Annotated in this window: 19 protein-coding genes and 1 tRNA gene; 8 read left to right on the top strand and 12 right to left on the bottom strand. The window is 73.6% G+C overall.

Features of this window, described 5'->3' with window-relative positions; genetic code table 11:
* Positions 1 to 15 precede the first annotated feature (15 nt).
* From def to BUE44_RS02725, 7 genes are all read right to left on the bottom strand, one after another.
* The gene (gene def, locus BUE44_RS02755; RefSeq protein WP_073493169.1) at positions 16 to 654 is read right to left on the bottom strand and encodes a peptide deformylase; all 639 of its coding nucleotides are present in this window, start codon (positions 652 to 654) and stop codon (positions 16 to 18) included.
* A 153-nt stretch (positions 655 to 807) separates the two neighbouring features.
* A complete protein-coding gene (locus BUE44_RS02750) occupies positions 808 to 1809 on the bottom strand; it encodes a tetratricopeptide repeat protein (protein ID WP_073493167.1) in 1002 nt (333 codons plus the stop codon).
* 315 nt (positions 1810 to 2124) lie between these two features.
* On the bottom strand, positions 2125 to 2739 hold the full coding sequence (locus tag BUE44_RS02745; protein ID WP_073493165.1) for an HD-GYP domain-containing protein: 615 nt from the start codon (positions 2737 to 2739) through the stop codon (positions 2125 to 2127).
* A 312-nt stretch (positions 2740 to 3051) separates the two neighbouring features.
* Entirely contained in the window at positions 3052 to 3333 is a 282-nt protein-coding gene (gene rsrA / locus BUE44_RS02740) for a mycothiol system anti-sigma-R factor (RefSeq protein WP_073493163.1), read from the bottom strand.
* On the bottom strand, positions 3330 to 4025 hold the full coding sequence (locus BUE44_RS02735) for a sigma-70 family RNA polymerase sigma factor (RefSeq protein WP_407639984.1): 696 nt from the start codon (positions 4023 to 4025) through the stop codon (positions 3330 to 3332). Before BUE44_RS02735 ends, rsrA begins: the two co-directional genes overlap by 4 nt.
* Before the next feature lie 276 nt (positions 4026 to 4301).
* On the bottom strand, positions 4302 to 5018 hold the full coding sequence (locus BUE44_RS02730) for an alpha/beta hydrolase family protein (protein ID WP_073493160.1): 717 nt from the start codon (positions 5016 to 5018) through the stop codon (positions 4302 to 4304).
* Positions 5018 to 5833, bottom strand: coding sequence for an SOS response-associated peptidase (locus tag BUE44_RS02725; protein ID WP_073493158.1), 816 nt, complete (start codon positions 5831 to 5833; stop codon positions 5018 to 5020). The genes BUE44_RS02730 and BUE44_RS02725 overlap by 1 nt, the downstream gene beginning before the upstream one ends.
* Positions 5834 to 5943: 110 nt before the next feature.
* Here BUE44_RS02725 and BUE44_RS02720 point away from each other — a divergent pair, with 110 nt between their 5' ends.
* From BUE44_RS02720 to BUE44_RS02705, 4 genes are all read left to right on the top strand, one after another.
* Positions 5944 to 6657, top strand: coding sequence for a M50 family metallopeptidase (locus BUE44_RS02720; protein ID WP_073493157.1), 714 nt, complete (start codon positions 5944 to 5946; stop codon positions 6655 to 6657).
* 158 nt (positions 6658 to 6815) lie between these two features.
* Positions 6816 to 8147: a 3-phosphoshikimate 1-carboxyvinyltransferase gene (gene aroA / locus BUE44_RS02715; protein WP_073493155.1), complete on the top strand. Its 1332-nt coding sequence runs from the start codon at positions 6816 to 6818 to the stop codon at positions 8145 to 8147.
* Positions 8148 to 8150: 3 nt separating this feature from the next.
* Positions 8151 to 9167 carry a ribosome small subunit-dependent GTPase A gene (gene rsgA / locus BUE44_RS02710; protein ID WP_073493153.1) on the top strand — a complete coding sequence of 339 codons (1017 nt, stop codon included), beginning with the start codon at positions 8151 to 8153 and terminating at the stop codon, positions 9165 to 9167.
* Between the two features lie 172 nt (positions 9168 to 9339).
* The gene (locus BUE44_RS02705) at positions 9340 to 9663 is read left to right on the top strand and encodes a DMT family transporter (RefSeq protein WP_073493152.1); all 324 of its coding nucleotides are present in this window, start codon (positions 9340 to 9342) and stop codon (positions 9661 to 9663) included.
* Between the two features lie 24 nt (positions 9664 to 9687).
* On the opposite strand, the gene BUE44_RS02700 is transcribed toward BUE44_RS02705, so the two are convergent.
* Positions 9688 to 10308: a TetR/AcrR family transcriptional regulator gene (locus BUE44_RS02700; protein WP_073493150.1), complete on the bottom strand. Its 621-nt coding sequence runs from the start codon at positions 10306 to 10308 to the stop codon at positions 9688 to 9690.
* Positions 10309 to 10458: 150 nt separating this feature from the next.
* Here BUE44_RS02700 and hisN point away from each other — a divergent pair, with 150 nt between their 5' ends.
* From hisN to BUE44_RS02685, 3 genes are all read left to right on the top strand, one after another.
* Positions 10459 to 11256 (top strand): histidinol-phosphatase, encoded by a 798-nt coding sequence (hisN, locus tag BUE44_RS02695; protein ID WP_073493149.1) that lies wholly within the window; start codon positions 10459 to 10461, stop codon positions 11254 to 11256.
* 164 nt (positions 11257 to 11420) lie between these two features.
* Positions 11421 to 11813, top strand: coding sequence for a CBS domain-containing protein (locus BUE44_RS02690; RefSeq protein WP_073493147.1), 393 nt, complete (start codon positions 11421 to 11423; stop codon positions 11811 to 11813).
* A 274-nt stretch (positions 11814 to 12087) separates the two neighbouring features.
* Positions 12088 to 12498 (top strand): Fur family transcriptional regulator, encoded by a 411-nt coding sequence (locus BUE44_RS02685; RefSeq protein WP_073493145.1) that lies wholly within the window; start codon positions 12088 to 12090, stop codon positions 12496 to 12498.
* Positions 12499 to 12575: 77 nt separating this feature from the next.
* On the opposite strand, the gene BUE44_RS02680 is transcribed toward BUE44_RS02685, so the two are convergent.
* The 4 genes from BUE44_RS02680 to BUE44_RS02665 all read right to left on the bottom strand — a co-directional run bounded on the left by BUE44_RS02680 (position 12576) and on the right by BUE44_RS02665 (position 14954).
* Positions 12576 to 13934, bottom strand: a complete 1359-nt coding sequence (locus tag BUE44_RS02680) for a HEAT repeat domain-containing protein (protein WP_143172460.1) — start codon at positions 13932 to 13934, stop codon at positions 12576 to 12578.
* Between the two features lie 123 nt (positions 13935 to 14057).
* A tRNA-Met gene (locus tag BUE44_RS02675) sits at positions 14058 to 14131 on the bottom strand.
* 117 nt (positions 14132 to 14248) lie between these two features.
* Entirely contained in the window at positions 14249 to 14431 is a 183-nt protein-coding gene (locus BUE44_RS02670; RefSeq protein ID WP_143172459.1) for a hypothetical protein, read from the bottom strand.
* A gap of 40 nt (positions 14432 to 14471) precedes the next feature.
* A complete protein-coding gene (locus tag BUE44_RS02665) occupies positions 14472 to 14954 on the bottom strand; it encodes a MarR family winged helix-turn-helix transcriptional regulator (protein WP_073493141.1) in 483 nt (160 codons plus the stop codon).
* 30 nt (positions 14955 to 14984) lie between these two features.
* Between BUE44_RS02665 and BUE44_RS02660 the strand changes: the two genes are divergently transcribed.
* Complete coding sequence (locus BUE44_RS02660; RefSeq protein ID WP_073493140.1) at positions 14985 to 16091, top strand: bifunctional NAD(P)H-dependent oxidoreductase/GNAT family N-acetyltransferase; 1107 nt, start codon at positions 14985 to 14987, stop codon at positions 16089 to 16091.
* Positions 16092 to 16116: the final 25 nt, after the last annotated feature.

The raw sequence follows: 16116 nt of genomic DNA, 5'->3' as shown, positions 1-16116 counted from the left end.
AGGTCCTGTGCGGACTCAGTCGTTGGGCACGGTCTCGAACTTGGGGGTGGCCTCCGCCATCTGGCGCAGGACGTCCTTGCGGTCGCGCTTGGAGAGCCGGTCGATGTACAGCCGCCCGTAGAGGTGGTCGGTCTCGTGCTGCAGGCAGCGTGCGAAGTAGCCGCTGCCGCGCACGACGATCGGCTCACCGTGCAGGTCCTGCCCGCGGACCACCGCGTAGTCGGGGCGCGGCGTCTCCATGTACGCGCCCGGCACGGACAGGCATCCCTCGTTGGAGTCGTCCAGGTGCCGCTGGTCCGCGGGCAGGTCCTCCAGCACCGGGTTGCACACGACGCCGACATGGCGGGTGTCGTTGTCGTCGGGGCAGTCGTAGACGAAGACCTTCAGGTCCACGCCGATCTGGTTCGCGGCGAGGCCCACGCCCTCGGCCGCGCGCTGGCTGGCGAACATGTCGTCCACCAGGGCGAGCAGGTCGGCACCGAAGTCGGTGACGTCCCGGCACTCCCGGTGCAGCACCGGATTGCCCACGACGGTGATCGGACGCACGGTGCCGCGCTCCCGGTGAGCCAGCTCACGCGCCTCCGCGTCGGTGACGTCGTCGAGGAACAGCTCCTCCGGAGGGGTGGTGGGGTTCTCGGTGTGCTGCTGGGACATCTGAGCCGTACGCCTTCCGGGCGGAGGTGAGTGATCCGTCCAGGGTAAGGCCCCCTCCGGATCCCGGTCCCCCCTCCCGCCCACACCGCCGTTCCCCGGGGAGGCGGCCGGTCGCGGCACACCGGGGAAGCGGCAGCTCGGGGGGAGTCCCGGTCAGCACACCTCTTCGAGATCCCGCCAGGCCCTCGTCGAGGGGGAATCGGCGACCCAGCCGTCGAGAAGGCCCCGGACAAGGCCCACGGGCGCGGCGATGCCGCACTCGCGTTCGGGCGACCAGTGGTGGCCCGTGCCGTGGTCGCTGAGGTGGCTGAGGTGGCCGGGGTGGCCGGGCTCACCGTGGTCGTGGGGGTCCCGCGCGGCCGAGCCGTCGTCCGTGGGCATGCGGCTCTCGGAGCAGGTGCGGCACAGCAGGCGCACCGAGGAGGACCAGTCCTCGGCGGCATAGCCGGCCTCCGCCGCCAGCCGTTCGAGCGCGTCGCGGTCGGCGGGCGCGTCGGCCTCCAGCAGGACCAGCCAGGTCGGCACGGGTGAGGGCGCCCACAGCTCGATCTCGTCGAAGACGGGGTAGACCGCCCCGCCGCCCCCGCCCGCGGTGTCGCGCTCGCCGTGCGGCACCCCGTCGTGCAGGACGACCTCGCCCCAGCGCCGCCCGGAGGACGGCAGCGGGATGGAGAGCACCTCGACCCGCGCGGGGTCCAGCCGGCGGCCCCAGACCACCTCGGCCTCACCCTCCGGCGAGAGCCGCACGGCCGCGCTGCCCAGCGGCAGCCTCGCGGACTCCTCGCCGCTGCGCGTGCCGGTGCCGGCCGGCATCCGCAGGCCGTACGCCTGCCAGGCGCGGCGGGCCAGCGGCCAGTCCTGGAGCGCGGTGGCGGCGATGCCCAGGTTCCACCAGTCGGGGGCGCCGGCCGGCCGGTCGAGCAGGGCCACGGCGCGCAGGCCGGCGATCCTGGCCTGCGCCCAGTCGTGCCGGAACTTGTGCAGCAGCGCCAAGTTGTACCAGGACTCGGAAAGCCACGGCTCCAGATCGGCGGCCCGGGTCAGCAGCGCGCCCGCGTCGTCGTAGCGGCCGTCGTCGATCAGCGAGAACGCCTGGTCGGTGGCCTGCCGCCAGGTAGGCGACGGCCGGTGCCGCACTCTGCCGAAGATCTTCAACGTCGTTACCCGCCTGCCCGCTCAGCCGATCACTGCCAGGACGTCGCCTTCCCGCACCACGATCACGTCCCCCGGGGGGAGTCGCACCACCTGAGTGCGGCCCCTTCTCGTACCGCCCGCACGTCGTCGGACAGGCGGGTACGACACCAACCTCGCACATTTTGGCCGTTGTCTCAGCCCGACCCCGTGCCCTTCGGCCGCTGCCTTCCCGCGGCGGCCCTCACCCTGCCTCCTTGCCATCCCCGTGGGCATCCAACCATGTCCAGGTGAGGCATGTGACGGGCACCCGGGTGAGAGGGCGCTCACCCGTTCGGCCTACAGGTACGCGCAGTGACCGCCGGGAGCCGCCGGAAGCGCGGGCAGCGGCCCCGGCGGCGGCCACGGGTGCCGGGCCAGCGCGCGGGTCAGCGCCTCCACCACGGACGGGTCGAACTGGCTGCCCGCACACCGCCACAGCTCGGCCAGGGCGGTGGCGACCGGCCGGGCGGGGCGGTAACTGCGGGTGGAGGTCATGGCGTCCAGCGCGTCGGCCACCGAGACGACCCGGGCCGGCCAGGGAATGCGGCGGCCCGCGAGGCCGTGCGGGTAGCCGCGGCCGTCGAGGCGTTCGTGGTGGTGCAGTACGGCCACCCGGGCCACCGCGGGCACCTCGGTGTCGCGCACGAGGGCGTAGCCGTGGCCGGGGTGGCGCTGCACGGTCTGCCGCTCGGCGGCGGTGAGCGGCCCGGTCTTGCGCAACAGGCCGCCGGGAACGCCGAGTTTGCCGATGTCGTGCAGGGTGCCCGCCAGCCGCAGCGCGGCCACCAGGTCGTCGGCGAGCCGCAGTTCGACCCCGATCAGCGCGCTGGCCTGGCCGACGCGGTCGCCGTGGGCGCGCGTGTAGGGGTCCTTGAGCTGCATGGCGGCGACCAGCGCCGGGACGGCGCTCACAGCCGCGCCCCGGCTCCCCGCGCGGACTCTCCCCGCGCGGGCGGCGGCACGGCCCGCGGAACGGGCAGAAAGCTTTCTGCGCGGGGGACCCGGCAGAAGCGACGACGACCGGCTGCGGACGGCAACGGCACTGCGAGCGGCCTCCTCCGGCAAGCACGCGGCGGGCACGGTCCCATCGGAGGGCCCCGGGCCCCTGCGGGAATTCCCCGTCGGGACTCAGGACGATAGGACCGCGCCCGCCGTGACGCTGCGGAACGCTCGCTTTACGCCCGTACGGGCGATGTGCCGTTCCCGGCCTTGACAGCGCCTCTGCTAGGACGCCGGTTCGGTGGCCGACTCGCCCGAGCGGATCATCTCGATCCGCATCATCACCTTGGACCGCAGGTCCGTGGGTACGTCGTCGGAGCCGCAGCACCGCTTGACCAGCTTCTTCACGGCCTGCTCCAGCCCGTACTTCTCCAGGCAGGGGCGGCACTCGTCGAAGTGCTGCCTGAATTTCGAACAGGCGTCGTCCGACATCTCGTTGTCGAGATATTCGTAGAGGTGGCCGAGCACCTCCGAGCAGTCCGTCTCATGCGCGTTGCCGCAACTCATGAATCCGCGCCCTTCTCATTTCCCGCGCCCGCCGGGACGAGCCCGCGATCACGGGCGTAGTCCTCAAGCAGGTCGCGCAGCTGACGACGCCCGCGGTGCAGCCGGGACATCACCGTGCCGATGGGCGTACCCATGATGTCCGCGATCTCCTTGTAGGCAAAGCCCTCGACGTCCGCGAGATAGACCGCGATGCGGAATTCCTCCGGGATCGCCTGGAGCGCCGCCTTCACGTCGGAGTCGGGCAGGTGGTCGAGCGCCTGCGCCTCCGCCGAGCGCAGCCCCGTCGACATGTGCGACTCGGCCCGCGCGAGCTGCCAGTCCTCGATGTCCTCCGAACCGCTGCGCAGCGGTTCGCGCTGCTTCTTGCGGTAGGAGTTGATGAAGCTGTTGGTCAGGATGCGGTAGAGCCAGGCCTTCAGGTTGGTGCCCTCACGGAACTGGTGGAAGGACGCGTACGCCTTGGCGTACGTCTCCTGCACCAGGTCCTCCGCGTCGGCCGGATTGCGGGTCATCCGCAGCGCGGCCGAGTACATCTGGTCGAGGAACCCGAGGGCGTCCCGCTCGAAGCGCTCGGTGCGCTCCGCGGTGCTCTCCTGTGCTTCCCCCGTAGCCTGCGGCTCGGGCGGTACCCCCAGACCTGACGCACCCGCGTTTTCCGCCGTGCTGTCGTCGGTGCCGGTGACCGGACCCACCTCCTCAGAAACGCCAGCGAGTCCCAAAGCGGACACGCTCGTCTCGGAGGATATTGCACTGGCGAGCGAGGCGCCTGATCCGCCCTTGCTCCCGCCCTTGGCGTCAGCGCCGGTGGACCACTCCGCCCAGTCCATGAAGGGAGCGGCGGCCGCCGGCTGTGGGGTGGCCCCGGCCCGGGGCCGGCATGCGGCTGAAACCATGCGGATGCCTCTCTCACCAAAGCTTCGTCAGTGCTGTTCGGTCTGTCGACTCGCACAACACCACTGCCCCTGTCGTCATTCCCGGGGTGGAGATGCCGTGACAGCAGTGCGCGGCGCGGCGTGGCCGAGCCCGGCCAGCCAGTTGGTGACGGCCCTGGTCAGGACGGCGAGAGCCGCCTCCTGGGTGATGTCGGCCCGCTTGGGCACCGCGAAGCCGTGGTCGGCGCAGGGCACCTCCACGGGCTCCTGGCCAGGCGGGAATTCGCCAGGTCGGCCGAAGGGGTCGTGGCCGCCCTGCACGGTCAGCAGCGGCAGGGCTGCGGCGGCCGCGGTCAGCTCCGCGGCGCGGGAGGACTCCGGGCGGCCCGGCGGGTGCAGGGGGAAGGCCAGCGCCAGGACGGCGGCGGCGCCGAGGCGTTCGGCCGTACGGCAGGCGACCCTGGCGCCGGCGCTGCGGCCGCCGGCGACCACCGGCAGGCCGGGCGCGGCGAGCGCCGGCCACAGCGCGGTCCAGGCGGTGTCCAGGGCGGCGGGCGCGGGCGCGATCCTGCGTCCCGCGACCCGCCAGGGCTGCTCCACCAGGGCGACGACCGCACCGGCCGGGGGCAGTGCGGCCGCCAGGGCGACCAGGTCGGCCGCCTCGATGCCGCCCCCCGCGCCGTGGCCGAGCGCGACCACGCTGCGCGGCCTGCTCGCGCCGTACCAGCTGATCCGGGCCGGTCCCGCCGGGGTGTCGACCTGCTCGGTGCGGGTGGCCTCGGCGGCGGGTGCGGGTGCGGAGGATGCGTCCATCAGAAAAGTGTCTCCTCCTCGGGTGCGGGCAGCTCGTCGAGCAGCTCCGGCCCGTTGTTCGCGACATTGCTCACAGCCGTGCCCACCGGATAGGCCCGCATCAGGCCCTCGGGCGGCGGCGCGAGGAGGTCGCGGAGCGTGCCGGGGTCGGTGGTGGCCGGGTCGAGCCAGGCGTCCCAGCGGTCGGGTGTGATCATCAGCGGCATTCGGGGATGGATCTCGGCCAGCGCCCGCGGCCCGCGGCCCTCGTAGCCGGCCAGGTCGCCGGCCTCGGCCGCGGTGGTGATCACCGTGCAGGTGGTCCACCAGGCGCGCGGGTGGTCGTCGGGCAGGGTGGCGTCCCGCCAGAACTCGTACAGCCCGGCCATCGCCATCACCGAGCCGTCGGCGGGCGTCACGAAGTAGGGCTGCTTGCGGGCCCGCTTGCGCCTGCCGCTCTCCTCGAGCTGCCGCTCGCCCGCCGCGGTCACCCACTCGTAGTAGCCGTCGGCCGGTATCAGGCAGCGCCTGGCGGCCAGGGCCCGCCGGAAGGACGGCTTCTCGGCCACGGTCTCGGCCCGCGCGTTGATCAGCTTCACGCCCACGTCGGGGGTCTTCGCCCAGGACGGCACCAGGCCCCAGCGCAGCACGCGCAGCTGGCGTACCGGATCGGGGGAACCGGAGTCCCGCACCGGACGGTCCAAGACGACGAAGACGTCCTTCGTCGGTGCCACGTTGTAGTCCGGCGCCAGGGTCTCGGTGGGCTCCCACGTGGTGACTCCGAAGAGGCCCGTAAGATCTTCCGGTTTCCGGCTCGCCGCATATCGACCGCACATGGTGCCAGACTGCCACGATCACCGGCCCGGACGGCGGCCGGATCGCAAGGACGTACGAGGAGCACGCGCGGCCGAGGCCGCGGCACAGGACGTAAGGGAATGGGCGCCGAATGAACGTCGCGAACCTCAGCGAGATGTGGGACCGGCTCACCGGGACGCAGGCCGACCCGCCGCGCTGGCTGATCGGTGCGACCGCGGCGGTGGCGCTCGCGGCGGTGCTGTCCGGTGGGGTGTGGCGGGTCGTGCGCAACGCGGTGACGATCGCGCACGAGGGCGGGCACGGTCTGGTGGCGCTGCTCAGCGGGCGGCGACTCGACGGCATAAGGCTGCATTCGGACACGTCCGGGTTGACGGTGTCCCGCGGCAAGCCGTACGGGCTGGGCATGATCCTGACCGCCGCGGCCGGCTATTCGGCGCCGCCGCTGCTGGGCCTCGCGGGCGCGGCCCTGCTGGCGGCCGGGCACATAACCGCGCTGCTGTGGGGGGCTACCGCGCTGCTGCTGGTGATGCTGGTGATGATCCGCAATGCCTACGGGGCGCTGACGGTGGTGCTGACCGGCGCGGTCTTCCTGCTGGTGTCCTGGCTGACCAAGGCGCAGGTGCAGGCGGCCTTCGCCTACCTGGTCGTCTGGTTCCTGCTGGCCGGCGGCGCCCGGCCGGTCGCCGAGCTGCAGCGCAGCCGCCGCAGGGACCGCAGCGGCACCTCCGACGCCGACCAGCTGGCCCGGCTGACCCGGACGCCGGCCGCGCTGTGGCTGCTCTTCTTCTACGTGATAGCGATCTGCTCGCTCGTCGGCGGCGGCCGCTGGCTGCTGGCCCGATGACCGGCCGTTTCCGCCGTGCCGGCACCCCGGAACGACCCCGAGCACCCCGGAATCCGGTGTTCCGGTCCCGATGACCTCCAGATGACCCGCGGTTTCCGGGATGTTTCGGCCTATTCGCCAACTTATCTCCCCCTACCCGAGCCACTACGCTGGGCCTCATGAGCGACAGCGCCGCGCACTCCCCCCTCTGGTGGGCCGCCCCCACCGCGCCCGGTGCCGTGGACGCGACCGTCACGGTGCCCGGATCGAAGTCGGTGACCAACCGCGCCCTGGTGCTCGCCGCGCACTCCTCGGAACCCGGATGGGTGCGCAGGCCGCTGCGCAGCCGGGACACCGTCCTGATGGCGGACGCACTGCGGGCCATGGGCGTGCAGATCGACGAGACGGTCAACCCCGACGGCGGCGAGGCCTGGCGGATCATCCCGGCAGGGCTGTACGGCCCCGCCACCATCGACGTCGGCAACGCGGGCACGGTGATGCGCTTCCTGCCGCCGGTCGCCGCGCTCGCCGACGGCCCGGTCCGCTTCGAGGGCGACGCGCGGGCGTACGAGCGCCCGCTGGGCGGGGTGATCGACGCGCTGCGCAGCCTGGGCGCGCGGATAGACGACGAGGGCCGCGGGTCGCTGCCGCTGACCGTGCACGGCGCCGGATCGCTGACCGGCGGGGCCGTCGACGTCGACGCCTCCTCGTCGTCGCAGTTCGTCAGCGCGCTGCTGCTGTCGGGGCCGCGCTTCAACAAGGGCCTCGAAGTCCGGCACACCGGACGCACCCTGCCGTCGATGCCGCACATCCGGATGACCGTCGACATGCTGCGCAAGGCCGGCGCCCGGGTGGACGCCCCGCAGGACGGCGGCACCCGCAACGTGTGGCGGGTCACCGCGGGCGCCCTGCTCGGCCGGGACCTCACGGTGGAGCCCGACCTGTCCAACGCCGCGCCCTTCCTCGCGGCCGCCCTGGTCACCGGCGGCCGGGTGACCGTGCTCGGCTGGCCGCGCCGCACCACCCAGCCGGGTGACGCGCTGCGGGACATCTTCACCCGGATGGGCGGCTCGTACGAGCAGACCGACCAGGCGCTGACCTTCCGCGGCACCGGCCGTGTGCGCGGCATCACCGCCGACCTGCACGACGTGGGCGAGCTGACCCCGGTGATCGCCGCGGTCGCCGCGCTCGCCGACGGCGAGTCGGTGCTGTCCGGCATCGCGCACCTGCGGCTGCACGAGACCGACCGGCTCGCGGCGCTGGCCAAGGAGCTGGGCGAGCTGGGCTGCGACGTCACCGAGACCGGCGACGGCCTGCGCATCCGCCCGCGCCCCCTGCACGGCGGCGACTTCCACACCTACGAGGACCACCGCCTGGCCACCGCGGCCGCGGTCCTCGGCCTGGCCGTCGACGGCGTCCGGGTGGAGAACGTGGCGACGACCGCGAAGACGCTGCCGGACTTCCCCGACCTGTGGACCGGGATGCTGGGCGCACCGGACGGGCAGGGCTGAGCAGTGCGGCGCTACGGCAAGAACCCGGACGAGGACGACATCAGAGTCCGCCCCAACAGCAAGGGCACCCGGCCGCGTACGACCATCAGGCCCAAGCACGAGGACGCCGCCGAGGGCATGGTGCTCACCGTGGACCGGGGCCGGCTGACCGTGCTGGTCGGGGAGCGCGAGATCACCGCGATGAAGGCCCGCGAGCTGGGCCGCAAGTCCGCGGTCGTCGGCGACCGGGTCGCGGTGGTCGGCGACCTTTCGGGGCAGAAGGACACGCTGGCCCGGATAGTCAGGGTCGAGGAGCGCGGGTCGGTGCTGCGGCGGACCGCGGACGACGACGACCCGTACGAGCGGGTGGTCGTCGCCAACGCCGACCAGCTGGCCATCGTCACCGCGCTCGCCGACCCCGAACCGCGCCCCCGGATGATCGACCGCTGCCTGGTGGCGGCCTACGACGCCGGCCTCGACCCGCTGCTGGTGCTCACCAAGTCCGACCTGGCGCCGGCGGAACCGCTGCTGGAGACGTACGGCGCCCTCGACCTGGACTATGTGGTCACCAACCGGGACGACTTCCTGACCGGCGGCGTCGACCAGATCCGCGAACGGCTCGCGGGCCGGGTCACCGCCTTCGTCGGCCACAGCGGCGTCGGCAAGACCACGCTGGTCAACGCGCTGGTGGAGCGTCAGCGGACCACCGGCGTGGTCAACGCGGTGACCGGCCGCGGCCGGCACACCACCACCTCGGCCCTCGCGCTGCCACTGCCCGGCGACGGCCCCGAGGGCGCGGCCGGCTGGGTCATCGACACCCCGGGCGTGCGCTCCTTCGGGCTGCACCACATCGACCCGTCCCGGGTCATCCAGGCCTTCCCCGACCTGGAGCCCGGCACCGCGGAGTGCCCACGCGGCTGTTCGCACGACGAGAAGGACTGCGCGCTGGACTCCTGGGTAGCCGCCGGACACGCGGAGCCGGCCAGGCTGGACTCCCTGCGCCGGCTGCTCGCCACCCGGGAGCGTCGCGAGGGCGACTGACCGGTACGGTTGGCCCGCCTCACTTCCCGGCGTGCTGCGCTGTGTGCTGTGTGCTGCTCACTTCGCGGTGCGCTGTGTGATGATCGACAGCGCGCCCCGCCGGTGCAGCTGACCGAGGGACAGGCGGGGCAGCAGCGCATCGAGCCGAACGAGCCGAAACGGAGGCGCCCGGATGGCCTGGCTCCTGGTGGTGGTCGCGGGTCTCTTCGAGACCGGCTTCGCGGTCTGCCTCAAGCTGTCGCACGGCTTCAGCCGGTTGTGGCCCACCGTCGCCTTCTGCGTCTTCGCGCTCGGCTCCTTCGGCCTGCTGACCCTGTCGCTGAAGAAGCTCGACGTCGGCCCGGCGTACGCGGTGTGGACCGGCATCGGCGCGGCGGGCACCGCGATCTACGGCATGGCCTTCCTCGGCGACCTGGTCTCCACCCTCAAGCTCGTCTCGATCTCGCTGGTCGTCGTGGGCGTCATCGGCCTGCAGATCTCCGGCTCCTCGCACTGAGGCCCCATCAGGCGGCCCGTCCTCTCACGCAGGCCCGGCCGCCGGGTCGGGCCCGGCCGGCCAGGACAGCAGGCTGCGGATCAGCTGGGCGACCCGAAGGCACGACTCCTGCTCGTCGGCGGCCGGCGCGATCACGTACGACAGGGTGAGCCGCAGCGCCGCCTCGCAGGCCCAGCCGACGTCCTCGGGGCGCAGCCGCGGGTAGCCGCGGACCAGCGCGCGGACCGTACGGGCGTGGACGGCGTCGACCAGGTGCGGGCCGACCGCGGGAGGGCTCCCCGACCGCTCGGGATCTTCCGCGAACGGCGGTCGTGGCGGCGGGGACTCGGTGAGGGCCGAGCGGATCAGCGGGCTGCGGCGGGCGGACCGCAGCGTCCAGCCCGCGGCGGCCGCGAAGCACTCCCCCGCGTCGGCTCCCGAGTGGCGGGCGGCGGCCAGGGCGCGGTCGACACCGGCCAGGAAGCCGTCCCTCTCCCGCCGGGCCAGCGCCCTGGCCAGGCCGTCCTTGCTGCTGAACTCGTTGTAGAGGGTCTGCCGTGACACCCCGGCGGCCGCCGCGACCTCGGCCATCCTGACCGCTTGCCAGGGCCGCTCGCCGAGCGCGGCGAAGGCGGCGTCCATGAGTGCGTCTCGCACGGTAGGCATCGGTGCCTCCAGGCGGTGCCTCCGGGCCACCGCGGGGGGTGGCGGTGTGGCGGACGGACGGGCCGTGCAGGGAGAATTGACGCGCCACGGGGGTCTGTCAAGGTCCCGCGTCGCCCCTTCCCCGCACACCGCCGCGCTACTGTTCGGCCCATGCCCGACTTCAACGACGACCTGCGGCTGGCCCATGTGCTGGCCGACGCCGCCGACGCCGCGACCATGGCCCGCTTCAAGGCACTCGACCTCAAGGTCGAGACGAAACCGGACCTCACCCCGGTCACCGAGGCGGACAAGGAGGCCGAGGAGCTGATCCGCGGCCAGTTGGGCCGTGCCAGGCCGCGGGACGCGGTGCTCGGCGAGGAGTACGGAAGCCAGGGCAACGGGCCGCGCCGCTGGATCGTCGACCCGATCGACGGCACCAAGAACTACGTGCGCGGGGTGCCGGTGTGGGCCACGCTGATCGCGCTGGTGGTACGCGGCGAGCAGGGCGACGAGGGCGTCGTCGGCGTGGTGTCGGCGCCGGCGCTGGGCCGCCGCTGGTGGGCGGCGAAGGGCACCGGCGCGTACACCGGCCGCAGCCTGTCCTCGGCGACCCGGCTGCACACGTCCGGCATCAGCCGCCTGGAGGACGCGTCCTTCGCCTACTCGTCGCTGAGCGGCTGGGAGGAGCAGGGCCGCCTCGACGGCTTCCTGCACCTGTCGCGCAACTGCTGGCGCACCCGCGGCTACGGCGACTTCTGGCCGTACATGATGGTGGCGGAGGGCTCTGTCGACATCTGTGCCGAGCCCGAGTTGAACCTGTGGGACATGGCGGCGAACGACGTGATCGTGCGCGAGGCGGGCGGCCGCTTCAGCTCGCTGGACGGCGTCGACGGGCCTTTCGGCGGCAACGCGGCGGCCTCGAACGGCCTGCTGCACGAGGACATGCTGGGCTATCTCGGCGGTTCCTGACGGTGTTTCGGCTGCTCAAGTGGCGCCGCCCCGGAAGTGCACCGCGCGGGCCCGTGCACGCACCCTTGCCCGCCGCTGGTGCGCGTGTGACCATGAAGTACCGCTTGTGAATTTGTGAATCCGTTCACGGAGCGGCTGCACACACCCCCAGGAGGTGCCTGCCCATGCTGGTCCGCGACGCGATGAGCACGGTGGTTCTCACCATCGGCCCCGCCCACACGCTCCGCCAGGCCGCCCAGTTGATGTCCGCCCGCCGTGTCGGCGCGGCCATCGTCCTCGACACCGACACCTGCGGCCTCGGCATTCTGACCGAGCGCGACGTACTGAACGCCATCGGCGCTGGCCTCAGCCCCGACCAGGAGCTGGCCGACGCCCACACCACCACCGACGTGGTCTTCGCCGCCCCCCAGTGGACCCTGGAGGAGGCGGCCACCGCCATGCTGCACGGCGGCTTCCGCCATCTGATCGTCCTCGACGGCCGCGATCCGGTCGGCGTGGTCTCGGTGCGCGACATCATCCGCTGCTGGGCGCCAGTGAAGTCGGCGATCCCCGCCTAGCTCCCGGCCGGCCCGCGAGGCGTACCGAAGGGGCCGGAGCCCCTTGGCGTCCGGCCCCTTCGGCCTCTCGGTCAAGCACCTTCGGTCAGCCGCGAAGGGCCTGGACCGCGGCCGCCAGGCGCTTGCCGAAGTCGGTGTCCGGGGGCGGAAACCCGGCGGCCGGCTTCCCCGGCTCTCATCAGACGTGATCCTACAGTAGACATTGTCCAAACAGAGAAGAGGACCATTTACGGACCTCTTCGGACTCCGGACCCCCGCTGATAAGCTTGCCCCCATGAGTGACCTGCTGGAACGTCTGCGCGAACGCGGCTGGCGGCTGACCGCCCAGCGGCGGGTGGTCGCCGAGGTCCTCGACGGCGAGCACGTCCACCTCACCGCCGACGAGGTGCACGCCCGCGCCATCGCCCGGCTGCCGGAGATCTCCCGCGCCACCGTCTACAACACGCTGGGCGAGATGGTGACGATCGGCGAGGTCACCGAGGTCGCCACCGACGGCCGCGCCAAGCGCTACGACCCCAACGCCCACCAGCCCCACCAGCACCTGATCTGCACCGGCTGCGGCACCGTCCGCGACGTGCACCCCCACGGCGACCTCCTCGCCGCCCTCCCGGCCGGCGAGCGCTTCGGCTTCACGGTCGCCACGGCGGAGGTCACCTACCGCGGGGTCTGCCCGGACTGCGCCTGAGGTCCGGCGGGGTTGCGTACGCCTGCGGCCGGGGCCGGCGGGGGCTGCGTACGCCTGCGAGCGGGCACGGATGCCCTTCAGCGCGGGCCGTGGCTCGACTGCTCGTAAGGGCGGGCCGTTGTACGGGGCTGGGCCGTGGCGATACGGGTCGCGGCCCGGCGGACGGCGGCCTCGGGCCGCACGCTGCCGATCCAGCGGATCTCCACCGGGACGCCGGCCGGCGCGCGTGCCGCCAGGGCCTCGAAGACCTCGCGCGCCGCACCCGGGTCCGGGTCCATCGCCAGCGGGCCGAGCAGTGCGACCAGGTCGTCCGCCGGGGCCAGCCTGCCCACCGCCCGCAGCGCCGCCCTGCGCACCATGGGCGGTGACGAGCGGCGCTGGTCGAGCAGCCGCATCAGGGCCGGTACGTCGGCCGCGTCGCCGCACTCGCCGAGCCCGGCCGCGAGCCCCGCGACCAGCCGTACCGGCGTCGACCGGCCCACCCGGCCGAGTTGCCTGCGGTAGACCGCCGACGGCGGCTCACCGCGGCCGTACAGCTGCCAGCGGGCCGTCGCGCGCACCATCCGCGCCCGGTCCGCCAGCGGGGCCACCAGGCGCGTCGCCGGCACGTCCGCGGGCAGTGCCGCCACCGCCAGCGCCCGCACCGCCGCGTCCCCGGCCAGTAGCAGCCGGCCCGCCTGGTCCGGATCCAGGTCGAGCAGCCGCTGCGCGCACAGCGTGCGGCACACCTGGTCGCGGTCGCGCAGGGCCGTACGCAGCAGGTCCCCGCGGGCGTATTCGCCGAGGTCCAGCGCCAGCGCCACGCCGAAGCGGCGGGCCGCGCGGTCGGCATCCACCACCAGCGCCCGCACCGCCCTGCGGTGCGGCAGGCGGCACAGCAGGCCGCGGTAGTCCGCGAGCAGCCCGCCGGTCCTGCTGCGGCCTGCCAGCCGCAGCAGGACCCGTACGGCCGCGGCGACCTCCTCGGGCGCGCTGCGCACCAGCAGGGCCGCCGTCGCCCTGGCCCTGACCGGGTCCACCCAGTCGGCGCTGCGCAATGCCAGCCCGGCCACCGCCGCCGGGCCCCCGCAGCAGGCCAGGCCCTCGACGGCCGCCTCCCGTACGTGCCCGTCAGGCGCGAAGGACCGCAGCAGCAGGCCCAGCACATCGTTGCCGCGCGCCTCGGGCGTGCCGGCCGCCCGCGCCGCGCGGTCCAGGAGCAGCAGCAGCCGGGGCGGCGCCGCGGTCAGTGCGGCCAGGGCGGCGGCCCGCTCCTGGTCGGCGCCCTCCGCGGGGAGCGCCAGCAGGCGGCCGAGCAGCGCGCCGACCTCCGCGTGCCGTCCGCGGCCCGCGGCCCCGCACCACTCGTCCCAGCACCCGCTGAGCTCGGCTCTCCCGCCCGCCGGGCGCCGCCCCCGCCGTCTGCGCAACAATCCCGCCTCCTGAGGACCCGTCACCTCGTCCTCCTTCCAGCATCCCCCGCCCCCGCCCCGCCCCCCACCGGATCCGGCCGGACTTTGCCCGAACGAGAAGAAGGCCCGGAGGCGGCAGCCTCCGGGCCTTCTTCTGCACTTCACGAGTAGCGGGGACAGGATTTGAACCTGCGACCTCTGGGTTATGAGCCCAGCGAGCTACCGAGCTGCTCCACCCCGCGTCGTTGTGCCCTTACCTTAGCCCCCGCCTTTTGATCAGCGCAAATCCCTTCCCGTGAGCCGCCCCCTGCGGGCGCCCCCCGGCACCGGGAGACGCCCCTTCCCTTCGCTTCCGGTGCTCAGCGCCCCAGGGCGCGGTCGGTCCAGGCGAGGCGCGACGACCCGGGGGTCGGCGTCGGCCCGAGGACTTCGAGACCCTCCGCGGCCTCCTGCACGGCCTGCTCGACCGCATCGGCGACACCGATCCCAGCGCCACCGCGCGCCTCGGCGTCCTCGACGACAGCCACCTCGACTGAGCGCACCGGGGGCGCGTCCACGGCGCCGTCCGGGCAGGAGACGGTGTCAGGGCGCGGCGGCGCCGCACTCGGCACCGTCCAGCTTGGCGGCGATGCGTTCGAGTGCGGCGAGATCCTCCGGGTCGAGCCGGTCGACGAAGTGCCGCCGCACCGACGCCAGATGCGCCGGGGCGACGCCCTCCAGCGTCTCCAGGCCCTGCGGGGTGAGGATCAGGAAGCAGCCCCTGCCGTCGGCCGGATCGGGCGCGCGCCGCAGGAGGCCGCGCGCCTCCATGCGCGTGGCGTGGCGGGACAGGCGGCTGCGCGACCACTCCATCTTGGCCGCCTGCTCGCGCAACGTACTGGCGTTGCCGGGCCGCTCCGAGAGCGTGCTGAGCACCTCGTAGTCCGGTTCCGACAGTCCGTGGTCCGCCAGGTCCTGCACCGTGCGCGCCTGCACGGCGACCACCATGCGGCGGTAGGCACGCCAGGCGCGCTCCTCATGCGGGGCCAGCCACCGCGGGCCGGCGCCGGACGATTTCGTTGACATGTAATCAACCTAGCAGCTAGCGTCGTTTCCATGTCAACGAAAAGGCCCCGCGTCCTCGTCCTCGTCTGCAGCAGCCGCCCCGGAGCCCTGGGGCCGGCAGTCGGCCGGTGGCTGACCGAGGCGATCACGCCCCGCGCCCGCGAACTCGGCGCGGACCTCACGTCCTTGACCATCGACGACCTGGCCCTCCCCTTCCTGGACGAGGAGGAGCACCCGTCCACCGGCGTCTACGCCCACGAGCACACCCGGCGGTGGAGTTCCCTGGCGGACGCGGCCGACGGCTTCCTCTTCGTGACGCCGGAGTACAACCACGCGATGCCGGCGACGCTGAAGAACGCGCTCGACTACCTGGGCCCCGAGTGGGCCTGGAAGCCGGTCGGCTTCGTCAGTTACGGAAACACCTCGGCCGGCACCCGAGCCGTCCAGCACGCCAAACAGGTGGTGGCCGCGCTGCGCCTCGTCCCCCTGGGCTCGACGGTCGCCCTCCGTATCGCCGACGCGATACAGGACGGGCAGGTCCGGCCGAACGACGCCCTCACCGGGGCGGCGACCGGCGTCCTCGACGAACTGGTGCGCGTCGCGCACGCCCTGCGCCCGCTGCGCGAGCGTGACGCCGCGGGCAGGGCGCCGGGCCCGCTGCCGGGCTCGTACGTACGGCGCCTCGTGCCCGACGACGCGCCCGAGGTCACCGTGCTGCAGCGGTGCTGCTGGACCGAGGAGGCCATCGCCAACGACACGCTGGCCGTGCCCGCCCTGCACGAGTCGCCGCAGGAGGTACGCGCATGGCTGGCCGAGTGGGACGCCACGGGCCTGTGGCTCGACGGCCGGCTGCTGGCGATGGTGCGGGCGCGTCGCAGCGCTGACGACTGGCACATCGGGCGTCTCGCCGTCGTCCCCGACCTGCGCGGGCACGGACTCGGCCGCTGGATGCTGCGTACGGCGGAGGCGGCCGGAACCGGATGCGGCCGCGTGGTCCTGTCCACCGGCGCCGCCAGCCACCGCAACATCGCCTTCTACGAGAGCGCGGGCTACCAGGCGTCGGCCGCCCGCGTCGACGGGACGATCCGCCTCAGCAAGGCGGCACCCGCCGGGCACCCGGGGGCGGCCCCGGCCTCCGTACGACCGGGCCTCGCCTGACTCCCCCGCCGCGTCCCCCTCGTCG

The organism is Actinacidiphila paucisporea, from assembly GCF_900142575.1.
In the GTDB taxonomy this organism is placed as follows: domain Bacteria; phylum Actinomycetota; class Actinomycetes; order Streptomycetales; family Streptomycetaceae; genus Actinacidiphila; species Actinacidiphila paucisporea.
Note: the sequence above shows the minus strand (reverse complement) of the source record. Positions and strands in the feature narration are given on the sequence as shown.

What these genes read in the sequence shown, in the direction of transcription:
- def (WP_073493169.1), bottom strand. Translation starts at nt 654, where the DNA reads ATGTCCCAGCAGCACACCGAGAACCCCACCACCCCTCCGGAGGAGCTG.
- rsrA (WP_073493163.1), bottom strand. Translation starts at nt 3,333, where the DNA reads ATGAGTTGCGGCAACGCGCATGAGACGGACTGCTCGGAGGTGCTCGGC.
- BUE44_RS02730 (WP_073493160.1), bottom strand. Translation starts at nt 5,018, where the DNA reads ATGGACGCATCCTCCGCACCCGCACCCGCCGCCGAGGCCACCCGCACC.
- BUE44_RS02725 (WP_073493158.1), bottom strand. Translation starts at nt 5,833, where the DNA reads ATGTGCGGTCGATATGCGGCGAGCCGGAAACCGGAAGATCTTACGGGC.
- BUE44_RS02720 (WP_073493157.1), top strand. Translation starts at nt 5,944, where the DNA reads ATGAACGTCGCGAACCTCAGCGAGATGTGGGACCGGCTCACCGGGACG.
- aroA (WP_073493155.1), top strand. Translation starts at nt 6,816, where the DNA reads ATGAGCGACAGCGCCGCGCACTCCCCCCTCTGGTGGGCCGCCCCCACC.
- BUE44_RS02705 (WP_073493152.1), top strand. Translation starts at nt 9,340, where the DNA reads ATGGCCTGGCTCCTGGTGGTGGTCGCGGGTCTCTTCGAGACCGGCTTC.
- BUE44_RS02700 (WP_073493150.1), bottom strand. Translation starts at nt 10,308, where the DNA reads ATGCCTACCGTGCGAGACGCACTCATGGACGCCGCCTTCGCCGCGCTC.
- hisN (WP_073493149.1), top strand. Translation starts at nt 10,459, where the DNA reads ATGCCCGACTTCAACGACGACCTGCGGCTGGCCCATGTGCTGGCCGAC.
- BUE44_RS02690 (WP_073493147.1), top strand. Translation starts at nt 11,421, where the DNA reads ATGCTGGTCCGCGACGCGATGAGCACGGTGGTTCTCACCATCGGCCCC.
- BUE44_RS02685 (WP_073493145.1), top strand. Translation starts at nt 12,088, where the DNA reads ATGAGTGACCTGCTGGAACGTCTGCGCGAACGCGGCTGGCGGCTGACC.
- BUE44_RS02665 (WP_073493141.1), bottom strand. Translation starts at nt 14,954, where the DNA reads ATGTCAACGAAATCGTCCGGCGCCGGCCCGCGGTGGCTGGCCCCGCAT.
- BUE44_RS02660 (WP_073493140.1), top strand. Translation starts at nt 14,985, where the DNA reads ATGTCAACGAAAAGGCCCCGCGTCCTCGTCCTCGTCTGCAGCAGCCGC.